The sequence below is a fragment of the Bartonella sp. HY406 genome (assembly GCF_025449315.1).
GTDB lineage: Bacteria > Pseudomonadota > Alphaproteobacteria > Rhizobiales > Rhizobiaceae > HY038.
In genome coordinates, this window is the sequence record NZ_CP104893.1 from 1,490,479 (window position 1) to 1,504,529 (window position 14,051).

15 protein-coding genes are annotated in these 14,051 nt (G+C 38.0%); 11 read left to right on the top strand and 4 right to left on the bottom strand.

Features of this window, described 5'->3' with window-relative positions; all coding sequences use genetic code 11:
- Complete coding sequence (secD, locus tag N6B01_RS06250) at positions 1-2,268, bottom strand: protein translocase subunit SecD (RefSeq protein WP_262080423.1); 2,268 nt, start codon at positions 2,266-2,268, stop codon at positions 1-3.
- 222 nt (positions 2,269-2,490) lie between these two features.
- Positions 2,491-2,946 carry a preprotein translocase subunit YajC gene (yajC, locus tag N6B01_RS06255; protein ID WP_262080424.1) on the bottom strand — a complete coding sequence of 152 codons (456 nt, stop codon included), beginning with the start codon at positions 2,944-2,946 and terminating at the stop codon, positions 2,491-2,493.
- Between the two features lie 173 nt (positions 2,947-3,119).
- Between yajC and N6B01_RS06260 the strand changes: the two genes are divergently transcribed.
- From N6B01_RS06260 to N6B01_RS06285, 6 genes are all read left to right on the top strand, one after another.
- Positions 3,120-3,986 carry an ATP-binding protein gene (locus N6B01_RS06260; RefSeq protein WP_262080425.1) on the top strand — a complete coding sequence of 289 codons (867 nt, stop codon included), beginning with the start codon at positions 3,120-3,122 and terminating at the stop codon, positions 3,984-3,986.
- Between the two features lie 120 nt (positions 3,987-4,106).
- Positions 4,107-4,748: a molybdenum cofactor guanylyltransferase gene (locus N6B01_RS06265; protein WP_262080426.1), complete on the top strand. Its 642-nt coding sequence runs from the start codon at positions 4,107-4,109 to the stop codon at positions 4,746-4,748.
- 15 nt (positions 4,749-4,763) lie between these two features.
- A complete protein-coding gene (mobB, locus tag N6B01_RS06270) occupies positions 4,764-5,288 on the top strand; it encodes a molybdopterin-guanine dinucleotide biosynthesis protein B (RefSeq protein WP_262080427.1) in 525 nt (174 codons plus the stop codon).
- Position 5,289: 1 nt separating this feature from the next.
- Entirely contained in the window at positions 5,290-5,913 is a 624-nt protein-coding gene (locus N6B01_RS06275) for a glutathione S-transferase family protein (RefSeq protein ID WP_262080428.1), read from the top strand.
- 39 nt (positions 5,914-5,952) lie between these two features.
- Entirely contained in the window at positions 5,953-6,519 is a 567-nt protein-coding gene (locus N6B01_RS06280; protein WP_262080429.1) for a thermonuclease family protein, read from the top strand.
- A 15-nt stretch (positions 6,520-6,534) separates the two neighbouring features.
- Positions 6,535-7,206 (top strand): uracil-DNA glycosylase family protein, encoded by a 672-nt coding sequence (locus tag N6B01_RS06285; RefSeq protein ID WP_262080430.1) that lies wholly within the window; start codon positions 6,535-6,537, stop codon positions 7,204-7,206.
- A 13-nt stretch (positions 7,207-7,219) separates the two neighbouring features.
- Here N6B01_RS06285 and N6B01_RS06290 read toward each other — a convergent pair whose 3' ends face one another.
- Positions 7,220-7,495 (bottom strand): hypothetical protein, encoded by a 276-nt coding sequence (locus N6B01_RS06290; protein WP_262080431.1) that lies wholly within the window; start codon positions 7,493-7,495, stop codon positions 7,220-7,222.
- Positions 7,496-7,909: 414 nt separating this feature from the next.
- Between N6B01_RS06290 and N6B01_RS06295 the strand changes: the two genes are divergently transcribed.
- Positions 7,910-8,077, top strand: a complete 168-nt coding sequence (locus N6B01_RS06295) for a hypothetical protein (RefSeq protein ID WP_262080432.1) — start codon at positions 7,910-7,912, stop codon at positions 8,075-8,077.
- Here N6B01_RS06295 and cobT read toward each other — a convergent pair.
- On the bottom strand, positions 8,074-9,111 hold the full coding sequence (gene cobT, locus N6B01_RS06300; protein WP_410007239.1) for a nicotinate-nucleotide--dimethylbenzimidazole phosphoribosyltransferase: 1,038 nt from the start codon (positions 9,109-9,111) through the stop codon (positions 8,074-8,076). The genes N6B01_RS06295 and cobT overlap by 4 nt on opposite strands.
- Positions 9,112-9,208: 97 nt before the next feature.
- On the opposite strand from cobT, the gene cobS reads away from it, so the two are divergent.
- From cobS to N6B01_RS06320, 4 genes are all read left to right on the top strand, one after another.
- The gene (gene cobS, locus N6B01_RS06305; RefSeq protein ID WP_262080433.1) at positions 9,209-9,985 is read left to right on the top strand and encodes an adenosylcobinamide-GDP ribazoletransferase; all 777 of its coding nucleotides are present in this window, start codon (positions 9,209-9,211) and stop codon (positions 9,983-9,985) included.
- Between the two features lie 521 nt (positions 9,986-10,506).
- Positions 10,507-11,319 carry an ABC transporter substrate-binding protein gene (locus N6B01_RS06310; RefSeq protein ID WP_262080434.1) on the top strand — a complete coding sequence of 271 codons (813 nt, stop codon included), beginning with the start codon at positions 10,507-10,509 and terminating at the stop codon, positions 11,317-11,319.
- A 289-nt stretch (positions 11,320-11,608) separates the two neighbouring features.
- A complete protein-coding gene (locus N6B01_RS06315) occupies positions 11,609-13,366 on the top strand; it encodes a cis-3-hydroxy-L-proline dehydratase (RefSeq protein ID WP_262080435.1) in 1,758 nt (585 codons plus the stop codon).
- Positions 13,367-13,380: 14 nt separating this feature from the next.
- Positions 13,381-14,046, top strand: coding sequence for an amino acid ABC transporter permease (locus N6B01_RS06320; protein WP_262080436.1), 666 nt, complete (start codon positions 13,381-13,383; stop codon positions 14,044-14,046).
- The last annotated feature ends 5 nt before the right edge of the window (positions 14,047-14,051 follow it).

Below are 14,051 nucleotides of genomic sequence, written 5' to 3' on the forward strand. Positions count from 1 at the left end.
TTACGCTGATTCTGAAACGAGATCTTCTTCATATTCCATTTGTTTATTGCGTCCTATGCCTAATAAAACAGCTAAAGGACCAGCAATAAAGATGGAGGAATAAGTTCCAATAATAATCCCAAGCAATAATACCGAAGCAAAGTCACGCATATCTGTGCCACCAAAATAGTAAAGCGGAATATGGGCAATTAATGTAGCAAGGGATGTTAATAAGGTACGCGACAACGTGCGATTAATGGCAAGATCAACCAATGATGTTATTTGGATATAACCATCCTTGCGCAAGAGTTCTCTTATCCTATCATAAACAACAATGGTGTCATTAAGAGAATAACCAATAATTGCAAGCACTGCAGCAATACTCCAAATATTGAATTGCCACTGGAACACAATGAATAAAAACAACAAGATGATTACGTCATGAATAGTGGTGACAACTGCGCCAATCGCAAACTTCCAATCAAAGCGCAACCAGACATAACCAAAAATAGCAATGAGGGAAACTATAACAGCTACTAAACTAGCAGAGGATAGGTTTTCAGATATTTGCGGCCCAACCACGTCCATACGTTGTAATTGATAATCTTGTGAAAACTCGTTTCTGAGTTTTACTGCAACAGACTGATCTGCATCCTCGCCCATTTCTTGACTTGGAACCGTTAGATATAAAATTTTAGCGTTTTTAGATTGCGTAACAACTACATCACCAATATTAAGGTTTCCTACCCGTTCAGCAACATCAATAGGGTCAGAGTGATCGCCTTTAGCCTCTAAAACAGCCAACGAACCGCCAGCAAAATCAATGCCGTAATTAACGCCGCTTACTAGGGTCAAGGCACCTGTTGCAATAATTAGTGCGCATGCAATACCAAGTGTCCATTTTCCAATACGCATAAATGCTATGCGGGTATTTACCGGAACAATGCGGAAAATACGTGCGGGAACTTCACCAGGCTTAGAATAGCGAACCCAAGTAGAAATCATTAGTCGGGTAAAGGTAAGTGTTGTAAAAAGCGATATAATAATGCCAACGGTTACGGTCAATGCAAAACCGTGAATTGGACCAATACCTAGCAAGAAAAGAACTAAGGCAGCAATCAAAGTAGTAATATTGGCATCAATGATTGTGCCCTTTGCTCGCGCAAAACCAGCCTCTAATGCTTGTGTAACTGAATAACCATTACGGCGGTCTTCTCGTATGCGTTCATATATCAAAATAATCGCATCAACCGAAACACCAATCGTTAAAACAAGACCAGCAAAGCCAGCAAGCGAAAGTGGAACGCCAATAAAACTCAAAATTGTTATTACAAGTGCAAGATTTGCGGTTAGAGCAATATCTGCAACAACACCTAAAAATCCGTAAGAAATAACCATAAAAATTGCAACAACTAATAAAGCGCCAATGGCAGCTTTAAAGCCGGAAGCGGCATAATCCTTGCCAAGATCTGCACCAATTGTGCGCTCTTCAATTAAGGTCACTGCAGTTGGAAGTGGACCACTTGAAATAAGAGTTGCAAAACTACTTGCCCGCTCAGCCTCAACAGGGCCTATATCTAGGTAACCAGAAACAGTTTTTTTAACATTTTTCTCAATCCAGATGATATCACCATCCATAATAAAGAATAATCGCTTGTTAGGTGATGTTTGTGTAAAATTATTAAGGGCTTGTGCTCCAACCTCATCAAGAGCTATGTTAACCTGCACATTATGGCTATCGGCTATCGGGTTTGCAAAGGCACCAATAAGGTTTTCGCTGCGGATAACAGCATTAGTGTCAATAAGATAGCCAACCGGCGGATCTGAAAAATCATAAAAAATTTCACTATTTTGAGGCGTTGCAACTTTACCAGTAATAACATCTTGCGCGTTAATTCCGTCCACCTCTTGATAGACAGCAGTATTAGCCGGTACACTAACGATATCTTTTAATTCTTGTACATTAAAAAAGCCTGGCACTTCAACGCGAATTGCATGACTGCCTTGTGCGTTTACGCTATAATCCATAAAATCTTGATTTGATTGATCTAAACGCCTTGTAATCACATCTATGGTATCAGCACGCAATTGCTCATCATCCTTTGGCAACTGCATAACGATCCGTGAACCACCGCGTAAATCTATACCTAACGGTAAATGAAGGCTAGCATACCCCTCAGGAAGCTTATTTAAAACGCTGTGTGGCAAGATATTTGGTAATGCAACAATAACACCAAATAAAATTACTGCCCAAATGAGAACCCGCTTCCATACAGAAAAAAATAGCATATTACTCAATTCCCATTTAAAGATTTTACAGCATTAACTTATTTTATTTTCAAACTAAAAAAGCTAGAGCAATTTCAACAAAATAAAAATTAACTTTTATGTTAAAAGATAAGACAATAAAAGCAAACTAGAGCACATCAACGACACAATTATTCGTGAATGGGCTCTAGGACATAATAATGCTTACATTATCAATTTCAAATGCTCTAGCTATATTTTAAATTATTTATTTTCTGATGCCTGATCTTTTTCTGCGGATGTTTCATCGCTGTCATTTTTATCCACTGTTTCATCAGCATTTTTATCGTTTTTATGACCGCGATCTTTATTATTGGCTTTGCTAGCTGTTTTTTCAACTGCAACTTCGCCTTTGGTGCGAACACTTGACAAGGTACTACGCAAAACGCGTACACGCACATTATCAGCAAGTTCAACTTCAACTTCACCTTCTGCATCAAAAACTTTGGTAACCTTACCAATAAAGCCACCACCGGTGATAACATTGTCGCCACGACGAACAGCATTGATCATTTCTTGATGCTTTTTCATTTGCGCGCGCTGAGGGCGAATAATAAGAAAATACATAATTACGAAAATGAGAACCAGTGGTAAAAGCATTGAAAATGTTGAACCACCTCCACCTGCAGCTTGCGCATAAGCTGGTGTAATAAACGACATAGGAAAACTCCTTAAGCAATTTGATAAAAATAGCGATATATACCACTATCAGTTACTATCACGAAATAATGTGTTGCGAAGCTTATAGCAACTAGCAAAAACAATGAATTGCATTTTTCACACCCAGAACATAATAATAATTTTAAAATATTGACATAAAGGTGATAATTTCAATGCCTAATAATCCAGAATTGCTAAATAAGCTTGATGAATTGATTAGCGTGCTTAGGCAAATCGCACCACCACTTACCAAACCAGTAGAAGCTGAAAACGCAGATTGCTTTGTTTGGGATGCGGCAAATCTTACGCTTAGTCCGGTAAAAAAGGTAAATCGGGTGGATATTGATCTTATAAAAGGCGTTGATCAATCGCGTGATACTTTAGTTGAAAATACCCGCCGTTTTGCCCAAGGTTTTGCTGCAAACAATGTTTTGCTTTGGGGTGCACGCGGCATGGGAAAATCATCATTGATTAAATCAGCCCATGCTGCGGTTAATTTAGAAAATAAAAGTGAAGAGCGCTTAAAACTTGTAGAAATTCATCGTGAGGACATTGATTCTTTGCCACAATTGATGAATCTTTTAAAAGATACAGCTTATCGTTTCATACTTTTTTGTGATGACTTGTCCTTTGACCATGACGATACATCATATAAATCTTTGAAAGCAGCACTAGACGGCGGCATTGAAGGTCGTCCAGCCAATGTGTTATTTTACGCCACCTCCAATCGACGACATTTAATGCCCCGTGATATGATTGATAACGAGCGCTCAAGCGCAATTAATCCATCGGAAGCAATTGAAGAGAAAGTGTCACTTTCTGATCGTTTTGGTTTATGGCTTGGATTTCATAAATGCAGCCAAGATGACTATTTAGCGATGATTTTTGGTTATGCGGAGCACTATAAATTACCAATTGATAGCAATGAACTACGTAAAGAAGCGCTAACTTGGGCTACAACCCGTGGTAATCGATCAGGACGAGTTGCATGGCAATTCATCCAAGATATAGCCGGAAGACTTGGAAAAAACATCCAATAATGAATTAACGGCATTTAATATTCTGCTTTTATTTTATGCCGTTACTTATTGTCATAATTATATATTCTACCATTTCAAAGTAGTTTTATTTACTTTGTATGAATTGGCAAATTAAAAATCATGTGTAAAAATTTAAAGCTTTTGGGGGTCATACTTTCTGGTGGTCGCTCACAACGGATGGGTAGCGACAAGGCCCTTATAACTATTGGTGATACCACATTACTCGATCATACATTTAATCGCTTGTTGTCGCAATTTTTAGCGATTAGAAAAACTGGTTTGATCGGTGGTGAAGTGGTGGTCAGCGCTAATAATCCATTGCTGCTTGCAAAAAATGATAGAACTTATCTTGCTGACCAGAACGATTTTAATAATATGGGGCCCCTATCTGGTATCTATTCAACAATGACCTATGCCCAAATTCATGATTATCGCGCCATTATAACTGTTGCTGTTGATACACCCTTTTTCCCAGATGATTATTTAATGCAGTTGCAATCATTATATAAAGGCGATTTAGATAGAGCAATTTTGTCGACTTTTAACGGAGAACACCAACCGACTTTTGGACTTTGGCCTGTCAATTTAATCGATGACTTAAAAAGCCATTTACAGGCGGGCAAAAGAAGTATCTATTCATTTGCACAAAAGGTATGCGCGAAAAACTGTGAGTTTGGTAACGGCAATGAAAATGGCTTCAATCCGTTTTTTAATGTCAACACCAAAGACGACCTTGAGGTTGCAAAGGCATTATGGTTGTAAGTGAGGTTAATTAACATGAAACATAAAATATTTGGGATAACCGGCTGGAAAAACAACGGTAAAACCACAATGACTGAACGTATTGTTAGCGAACTTACCTCTCGCGGTTATAAAATTGCGACAATAAAACATGCACATCATGATTTTGATATTGATGTTGAAGGCACCGATTCTTGGCGCCACCGCCATGCGGGAGCAGGTGAAATTGCTGTTGTTTCAGCTAATCGTTGGGCTTTTATCCATGAAAACAAGGATGAAGATGAGGCTGATATGGAGACGATTTTATCACATTTTTCTCCTTGTGATCTTATATTGGTTGAAGGCTATAAGCGAGAAAACCATGACAAGCTCGAAATACGCCGTGAAGGAGGAAAACGCGGTGAAAATCTTAGTTTAAATGACCCCCATATTGTTGCGGTAGCAAGCGATATGAACCAAAGTGAGGAAACTCTACCGGTTTTCGATATTAATGATATAAGTGCTATTTCAGATTTTATCGAAAATCATATGGACTTAAGCAGAAAAACAAAGGGGAATTAATATGCTAAAAATTTGGGGTCGTAATAATTCTATTAATGTAAAAAAAGTGCTTTGGATTGCCGAGGAACTTGGGTTAAATTACGAAAATATCGAAGTCGGCGGCAAATTTGGCGGCCTTGATACCCCAGAATTTTTAAAACTTAATCCCAACGCTATGATTCCAGTACTTGAAGATAATGGTTTCACCTTATGGGAATCAAACACCATCATGCGTTATATTGCTGCCCAATATGGTCGCGACAGTTTTTGGATTGAAGACCCTAAGCAGCGTAGTGCCGTTGAAAAATGGATGGATTGGGCAAGTGAAGAACTCTTTCCATTATTTAAAGCCATTTTATTTAACTCCGTGCGTTTGGCACCAGAAAAACGCGACGCCGGCATTTTATCCAATGCAATAGATGGCTTTGAAAAAAAGCTTTCTATAATTGAAAACGAACTCAGTTTAAACTTGTGGCTATCGGGTAAGAATTTTGGTATTGCCGACATTGTTATTGGTACATTTATTTATTATTATTATGAAATTGACATCAAACGGCTTAAGCAATTTCCTAAAATTTCTGAATGGTACGAGCGGTTAAAAAAGCGCCCATCTTATGCAAAAATAATTATGATTCCAATTAACTAGTTTATCGCAATATTGCTTCATTTAGGCGCGAAAAGTAAAGTGTTACATTCAAGAAAAAAAACATTCAATCTACGCTCTATGATGCGTGGGCGAAAGCCGTCTGACTTTATCATTATTTTTTTGATTATCATATGCTTGGCTCTGCTAAAAAACTTTAACAATGAACAAGACACTTCCATAACTGAAACAGCTAATGCCAATGTAATTTCAGGTTTTGCGCATATTAGTGATGGTGATTCCATTCGTATAAATGGTGAAAGAATAAGATTGCTTGGAATAGATGCACCTGAGCTTGCCCAATATTGCACAAAAGGACAAGAAAAATATGCCTGTGGTGAATTATCAAAACAACATTTAATAAAAATGATTAATGGACGTAAAGTTTCTTGTAAATGGATAGAGCGAGACAAATATAAACGCATTTTAGGACAGTGCATGGTTGAAAATATCGATATTAGTCGCCAAATGGTGGAGGATGGTTGGGCAGTCAGCTATTCAAGTTACCCCAAAGAAGAGCGTTTTGCCAAAAACAACAAACTTGGCATGTGGGTATGGCAAGTGCAACGCCCCAACCAATGGCGTAAAGAAAACCCACGCAAAAATTAAATATCGAGATTGGCAATGCAGGATAGCCTTAGGATAAACACGGATGGTAATATTAAACAACAATTGGCCGCGCTTGATAAAAAAATTAAAAGCTGCCGAATTTGTCATGATTGCCCTAAATATCTCCCTGCCCTAACCATTGAGCCACGACCAGTCTGCATAAGTTCAGATAAAGCGCAGATTGCTATTGCAGGACAAGCCCCTGGTTTAAAAGTTTTTGAAACTGGCATTCCATTTAATGATGCATCTGGAAATCGCCTACGGCAATGGCTTGATGTGTCACCGCAATATTTTTACAATAAAGATAATTTTGCCATTATACCAATGGGATTTTGCTTCCCTGGCTACGATAATAAAGGTTCGGATCTTCCACCGCGTAAAGAATGTCAACAGCAATGGCATGCGCAATTATTTAGCCTCATGCCACAAATTAAAGTGGTTTTAGCGATTGGCCAATATGCCCAAAAATGGCATATTAAACAGGGATTAGGTAAAAACCTTACCGAAACGGTTAGTAACTGGCGTGATATTTTAAGAATAAAGCAACCAATGGGCTATCACGTTTTTCCACTGCCACATCCATCATGGCGCAATACATCTTGGATTAAAAAAAATCCTTGGTTTAGTGATGAATTGCTACCAATCTTACGAAAAATCATTAAGAATAAAAATGGCAATCTGTTATAAAATTATCGCTATATTATTGTTTTAGAACTGATGATATTTGGTGATAAATATCCATCTTTGCAATGGATTTCTCACCATCATCTGTAACTATATAGATGTTATTATCATCTTCGCCCAACAGCCAATAATCGCCGCTTCCATTATTCATAATAATTGGCTTAAATTTAAAAATTGATGATTGCTCAGGTATATGATAACCTTTATCAATTAGTATAAAATATGTATTAGATAAAATATTTTCGCTACATATATATAAAATCAATAATAATATAATTATATTCTTCCACATTTCAGACCTCTATATTAAAATTGGATTTAATGCTTATTTTACTTATTTAAGATGATTTTTCAGTAAAAATTGGATTTTATTCAATATGCGCCAGAAATATTATCTACAACTTATAAAGATTGGTGTAAAAGATAGCCCAGAAGCACCAATTGGTCATGATATTTATTATAAATGTCTTCATTGCGAGGAATTAATATTGTCATCGGTTTTTGATGATGTCTCTTGCAATTGTGGAAGGGTTTCCATTGATTTTTGTCTTCATCGTCTTACAATAGTAGATAAAAAGAAATTTGCAGTTGTGCGTAAGATTTCAATAAAAAAATAGACTAAGCCCATAAGAATATAAATTTTGCCCACGACACGAGCTCAGTAAAACTTTAAAAATCTAAATTAAGATTGGCTTAGAGCGTTAAAATGCCTGCTTTGCCACGATTTTTTTTGTGGAAGCCAATTTTAGACTTCAGCCGCGACACATTAAAGCGGGCTGATTTACCAAGTGACAAAACCAAAATAAAAGCACCTTTGATGAATAATCACCAAGGTGCTTTTGTCAATTGCCCTGCTAAGCCGATTATTTTTTAAGCGTCAAATTGTGGAGCAGCCTTCTTATCAATGCCAGCTTGATCAAATGTTGCCATTTGGCTATGGCAAAGGGTTGCTGCTTTAACAACACCTGCCGCTAAAGCTGCACCTGTCCCCTCACCCAAATGCATACCAAGGTCAAGAATCGGTTTTTTACCCATAATTTCTAATAGCTTTTTATGCCCAGGTTCGCTTGATAATTGACCAACCAAACAATGATCAAGAGCAGCCGGTAAGCAACGATAAAGAACCGCCGCTGCCGCAGTTACGACATAACCATCTAGGATAACGGGAATTTTTTCCATTCGCGCGGCAAGGATCGCGCCAACAATTGCCGCAAATTCACGCCCACCTAAGCGGCGCAATACCTCAAATGGATCTTCCAAATGGCCTTCATTACGCGCAACTGCCTTACGAACAGCTTCAACCTTACGGGTAAAATAATCTCCAGTGGAGCCAGTGCCCGGCCCTACCCATTCCTCAACATCTCCGCCAAACAAACCACAAGAAAGAGCAGCTGCAACGGTTGTATTGCCAATACCCATTTCACCAATGCACAAAAGATCAGTGCCACCAGCAATTGATTCCATGCCAAAGGCCATGGTCGCAGCGCAGCCGCGTACATCCATAGCAGCGTCTTTGGTAATATTCATAGTTGGATAATCAAGGGCAAGATCATAAATCTTAAGACCTAAATCATTGGTGATGCAAATCTGATTAATAGCGGCACCACCAGCAGCGAAGTTATCAACCATTTGGCGTGTAACACTTTGTGGAAATGGTGTTACATTTTCTTCCACTACACCGTGATTGCCTGCAAAAACAGCAACCAATGGACGAGTAATCACTGGTTTGTCTTGACCACGCCAACCTGCAAGCCAAATGGCAATATCTTCCAAGCGGCCAAGCGAACCAACGGGCTTAGTTAATTGTTGCTGACGCAGACGCGCTTGCGCCATAGACTCTTGATTTTGTTCTGGAAGATTGTGCAAAAGCGCACGAAAATCGTCAAAGGGGCTTGCCATATTGCTCACGAGAATATCCTGCTAGACTTTTAATTGTTATAAATGTGAATCTCTTTGCGTTGGTTTATACGCTGTTCAAATTGATTTTTCAAAGGATCTTACTATCTTGTTGGCGATTATTGCATCAATATGTCGAAGTTTAGGCTTCCTGACCCGTTTGCCAATTAATAAAAGATGGTATGATCGCTCTTATTTGCCAAGTGATGACGCTGCAAGCTTTCCAATTGCAGGTTTTCTCATTGGCCTGTTTGGTGCTGCATTTTTTTTAATTGCGATATTTTTAAACTTAGGAAATCTAGTTGCAGCAATTATCAGCATTATTGCCATTATATTTTTAACTGGGGCCCTTCATGAAGATGGCTTAAGCGATACTTTTGATGGTTTTTTTGCGCCCAAGGACCGCGATCAGCGCCTTGAAATCATGAAAGATTCACGTATTGGGGTTTTTGGCGCTTTGTCGCTTATTTTGTCTATTTTATTAAAGATAGCCTTATTAAATAATCTTTCAACGCAATTTAGCGTAAGCTGTGCAATAATTGCGTTAATTGGTGCAGAAACAATCAGCCGCGCTGCCATGATATGGCTTTGGTATCATTCTCCTTTTGCCCGTTCAAATGGTGTGGCTGTTGCGGCCGGTGCACCAACGCAAATAATGATACGTAATGGATTATTGATTAGTGCATTTTTACTATTTTTGTTAATCGTTCCTTTTTTTGGTCTTATACACTTTATTATAGCGATCTTACTGACAATGTTTGCTGCATTGTTATTTATGCGCCTTTGCCAGAATAAAATTGATGGAATTACTGGCGATTGCCTTGGTGCATTACAACAAATATCCGTATTGGCCTTTTTAATTGGTGTTTCAATAAGTTATATATAAAAAGAAATAAAAATATTGTACATAATTTGCTCATACCATTCATATTAATTGTGATAATTTTTATTTTTTCAAAAGGAATTTTTTATCCCATTTTATCCAAGAGAAACTTGATTTTTAAATGCCAACTTAAAATATTTTACGACGTCTATTTATGCCGGAGGTAAAAGTTAAGTCCTTAATGTTTTGAAAAATAGCGAAAGAATTTTAATTTTTTTCTTGATTTACAATATCACTACTATATTATAGATATATCAGAAAGAAAAAACGATTTAAATTGTTAATCGCACTTGGAAGAACACCAAAATTTAGACGGCTATTTGATTCATTAATACAATAGGTTATTTTTTAAAAGGCTTTATGTTTTTTATCTATGCTTACAAGCTGGGGAGCTGAGCGATGACGATAAAACAAGGTGTTTTTTAAAAATAGTTGATAGTCGTTTTCCAGTCTCAAAGCAAAATGGCACCAGTTTTTCTGGATGTTGTTTGTTTAAAAACTACAAATGAAATGGGAGTAAACGAATGAAACACAAACTATATACTGCTGGTCTAGCTGCATCACTATTCGTATCATCCGCATTAATGGCTTCAGCTGATAAGCTAGATGATATTATTAGTTCAGGCACCTTGCGCTGTGCTGTTACGCTTGACTTTCCTCCGATGGGGTCACGTGATGATAAAAATACGCCAATTGGCTTTGATGTTGATTATTGCGGAGATTTGGCTAAAGCCCTCGGTGTAAAAGTTGAAATCGTTGAAACACCGTTTCCAGATCGCGTTCCTGCATTGATGTCAGACCGCGCTGATGTAGTTATTGCTTCAACATCTGATACTCTTGAACGGGCGAAAGTTGTTGGTTTTTCAGTTCCTTATATGGTCAACCGCATGGTTATTTTGACGCGCGAGGAAACTGGAATTAATACTTATGAGGATCTTAAAGGCCGTAAGCTTGGAAATACTGCAAGCACCTTTGAAGAAGGTATGATGAAAGCCGATATCGAAAAATGGGGCGGTGGCGCTTACAGTGCCTATCAGTCGCAAAACGATACTATCCTTGCTGTAGCTCAAGGTCACATTGAAGCAAGTGTATTAACCGAAAGCACGGCGCAGCAGGCTATTAAAACAGGAAATTACCCAAACCTAGTCATTAAGGGGGTAGCGCCTTATGTTCCTGATTATTATGGCATAGCAACAAAACGCCAAGAATATGGTCTTATTAATTATCTAAATCTTTTTGTCCATCAACAAGTTCGTACAGGCCGTTATCAAGAACTTTACACAAAATGGTTTAATGGCGATGCCCCATCTTTAATCGTTGAAAAGACCTATCGCTAACATATCATTGATGAAAAATGACTAAATAACAATAAAGCCAGTATATATGACTAATCATTTAATTGATCATATATAATTATTATGTCTAAAAAAGATAGCTTTATTTAATACGTCTCTCATTCAATGCTACCTTAATTCCAAACTAATCTTATCCCTCTGATTTAAAATAATAATTAGAGGGATAGTGCAAATTATATTCTACCTAATCTTGTTCTAATTATGTGATAAATGCTTTTGCTGCTTATTTAAGTATAGCTGATAAGCAAGATAATTTTTATTGGAGTGAATTTTGGGACCTAAAAATAGGCAACCAGATAATGGAAAAATAGAATTTAATACAGATTATCATATGGGCGGCGATGTCGTTGGTGATTTGATTTTTGCAAATGAGGCACTAAGTTTCTGGGGCGGTGTATCGCCTGAAACTGGCGAAGTGATTGATAGACATCATCCTTTAAGTGGTCATGTATTAACAGGCAAAATTCTTGCAATACCTGGTGGGCGTGGTTCTTGCACAGGCAGTGCTGTGATGCTTGAACTTTTATTAAAAGGAACAGCCCCAAGTGGTCTTATTTTAGCCGAGAGAGATGAAATTCTTATTCTAGGCGTGATGATTGCTAAAATGTTTTTTGATATTTCAATGCCCGTTGCGGTGATAGGAGTTGAAGATTTTAAGCAGTTAGAGAATTTTTCTCATAGTGCAATCATGAATGACTTTGTTCTTGCCGCTCATCATGAAATTGACCGCTCATTAATTGCTCCCCAAATAGAAAATTCTAAAATGCAAATAAGCTTAAGCAATCAAGACCAAAAAATGCTTGCTGGCGATTTTGGAAAAGCAAAATCAATGGCAATGATGGTTATTTGCAAAATGGCCGAGTTGCAAAATGCACATGAATTAATTGATGTAACTCAAGTACATATTGATGGTTGCATTTATACTGGTGAGGGCGGATATCGTTTTGCTAAAATGTTACGCGATGCAGGTGGTAAAGTCGCCGTTCCAACATCAATGAATTCCATCTCACTTGATATGAAGCGTTGGCAAATGCAAGGTGTCAATGAAAAAGAGGCCAAAAACTCAAGCGCACTTGCAAGCGCCTATACCGATATGGGTGCAAAACCTACCTATACATGTGCGCCTTATCTACTTCCAACGGCTCCTCAATTAGGAGATAATATAGGTTGGGCAGAATCCAATGCCGTGGTTTTTGCCAATAGCGTCCTAGGCGCTCACACACAAAAATATCCAGATTTCTTAGATGCATGTATCGCGATAGCCGGTAGAGCCCCTAAGGCTGGCTGCCATTTAGATATTGGTCGCATTCCAACTTTACTTATAAATGTGGAAAAGACAGACAATATTGATGATGCTTTTTACCCTCTCCTTGGTTATACTATTGGTGATGTCGTAGGCCATCAAATCCCCCTCATATGCGGCTTGGAACAATATCAACCAACACGTGATAATCTAAAAGCTTTAAGTGCCGCATTTGCAACCACTTCAGGAGCACCAATGTTCCATATTGAGGGAATTACGCCAGAAGCAAAAGACAATCCTCAATGGAAAAATATAATAAACAAAACCATAAATCTTAATAAATTTGATTTGGTTAAAAATTGGCAATCATTAAATGGCTTCAGTCCAGATGAGATTGATCTTATTGCACTCGGTAATCCACATTTTTCATTTGAAGAAGCACAATGCTTAGCAAGTTTGGTCGCGGGCAAACAAAAGAATCCTTTAGTTGATTTTATGGTGACTATGGGCCGCGATGTTTTTGCCAACCTTAAAAAAAGTGAATCTTATAACGTACTTCGATCATTCAACATAAATTTTGTCAATGATACCTGTTGGTGCATGATCAACAAGCCTGTGATTGGTAAAAATGTTCAAACCATTATGACAAATTCAGGAAAATACGCTCACTATGGTGAAGGTATTACTGGTTGCAAAATGCGTTTTGGCAGTCTTGCAGATTGTGTAGAAGCGGCAATTTATGGAAAAATTTCAAAAAAACTACCCAACTGGTTGGGTAATAATTAACTTCAGAGGTGAATATGTTCAATTATACATTTCAATGGAGGGTTGTTTGGCAAAATCTCGATAAATTGTTAGAAGGTGCATGGGTTAGCCTTTACACTGCAGCAATTAGCGTAATTTTAGCTATTATTCTCGCCTTGATACTATTGGTGTTCCGCCGGTCCAATAATATTTTTCTTACAAGTTTCGCGTCATGTTGGATATCTATTGCGCGTAATACTCCCGCGCTTTTACAAGTTTATTTTATCTATTTTGGCCTTGGCGCTTATGGTATTTTTTTGGGGTCATGGCTTACCTTGCTCGTTGGTATTACTTTTAACAGTGCGGGTTATTTGGCCGAAAATTTTCGTGGCGGTATGCAAGCTGTGCCAGAAACCCAAACCCGCGCGGCACGCTCATTAGGCATGAGCGCTTATCAAGCCTTTACATTGGTTGTTGTTCCGCAATTGTTGCGCGTAATTTATTACCCACTCACCAACCAGATGATATGGACGCTATTAATGACATCTCTTGGCGTAATTGTTGGTCTTGATTCAGATCTGATGGCGATAACCAAAGGTATTGCAGATCAAACCTATCGCACTTTTGAAATCTTTTTTGCAGCAGCCATTATCTATTATATTTTGAGCAAGATCCTGCTGCTCACAGCACGCCTCTGCGCTCATAAAATATTGCGCTATTAAGGGAG